This is a genomic window from Streptomyces sp. ActVer (genome assembly GCF_027270795.1).
In the GTDB taxonomy this organism is placed as follows: Bacteria; Actinomycetota; Actinomycetes; order Streptomycetales; family Streptomycetaceae; genus Streptomyces; species Streptomyces umbrinus_A.
This window is the reverse complement of record NZ_JAPWHT010000886.1, coordinates 1-1,373: the sequence shown is the minus strand read 5'-3', so window position 1 is coordinate 1,373 and position 1,373 is coordinate 1. Positions and strand designations below refer to the sequence as shown.

2 protein-coding genes are annotated in these 1,373 nt (G+C 72.0%); both read left to right on the top strand.

Annotated features, from left to right (window positions below; translation table 11 throughout):
• The first annotated feature begins 104 nt into the window (after positions 1-104).
• Positions 105-707 carry a hypothetical protein gene (locus tag O3Q52_RS53085; RefSeq protein WP_266586546.1) on the top strand — a complete coding sequence of 201 codons (603 nt, stop codon included), beginning with the start codon at positions 105-107 and terminating at the stop codon, positions 705-707.
• The coding region (locus tag O3Q52_RS53080) for a DUF317 domain-containing protein (RefSeq protein ID WP_269655548.1) at positions 704-1,373 on the top strand (670 nt) is incomplete at its 3' end. The genes O3Q52_RS53085 and O3Q52_RS53080, both read left to right, overlap by 4 nt.

Here is a 1,373-nt window from a genome sequence, read left to right as displayed (position 1 = left end):
GCCGAGTTGGCCGCTGCTGCGGCCCGGGGCCGCTGAACCACGCGGCGCGGCGCCGGCCGCGCCGCGCCCCCTCGCCGTCACACCTGTATGCCCGAAGGCCCTTCTTGACCATTCCAACGGAACCCGCGAGCCCAGAGCACCGCCTCCATCTGAGCCAACTCGCCATCTACCTGCGGGAAAGCAGGCAGATCCTCGCCGCCTGGGACTCCTACTCCGACCAGCACTCCGACCCCGACACGCACCAGCCCTACGACGAGGACGCCTACGGCCTGCGCCAGCGTGACTCCGACACTTTGGTCTCCTTCGGCTGGGTATATGACCACGTCGACGAACTGGTGCACGTCGCCGAACAGCAGCTCGCCCAGCTGCCCACCTCCGTCCGGACCCGGCGCTACGCCTGGCAGGTGCGAGAACTGCGCGACAGCACCAAGGGGCTGTACGCCGTCCACGACGACTGGCTCGCCGTGCGCCGCGCACTGCCCGCGAGTGCCCGGCCCGGCACCGAGGCGTTCGAGGAACGGCTCGCCGAAAGCTACGCGGAAGCCTGGCACTACCTCGACCAGTGGGCGATCCACGGCCAGGCGCTCTTCGCCATCAACGCGCTGGCACAGAAGCGACCGAAGGCATCCGCGCCAGCACTGGTCACGGCGCCCCCCGTGCCCAAGGCCGCCGCAGCGTCGTCTGCGGCCCGGCGGTGGTGCGCGTGAGCGACACCGTCGAGCAGGCGCTCATCACCCCGCGCTATCTCGCGGGCGGCGGAGACCCGGGGTGGATCACCGTGCCGCTGCATCGCGCCGCCGGCTGGAGCTACGGACACGACCCGCTGATGCCGCGCGTCCTGCTCACCAGCCCGGACCAGCTCATCCAGCTGCGCCTGGACCCCGACCCGGACGATCCGGGCTGGTGGACCATCCGGCACGCGCGTACCGCGGATCACCCCGGCTGGACGGCCACCTTCGAAGCCCGCACCCCCGTCGAGATCATCACCGCCTTCACCGACGCCCTGACCGATCCATCCGGCCCGCCCACCGCAGCGCCCGATCCCTGCGCCCCGCTGCGGGACGCAGGCTGGCACACGCCGCCCCACCTCGGCAGCCTCGCCTCCCCCGACAACATCGCGCACGTCTGGCGGATCGGCGCCCCCGGTCGGGATCTGTGGAGCATCGAGACCGCGGTGATCCAGGACCCGACGATCTGGCGTGCCCTGTTCACCGGCACCACCCCGCTGCACCTGATCGCCGCCGTGACGCAGTCGCTCGCCGACCGGACGCCCATCCCCCGCGATCCGAGCCGGATCCCGGGCCTGGCCCGCGACCGCATGACCGTGCACACCCATCACCTCCCCGCGCCGGACATCGCCTTCGCCCTGGAGC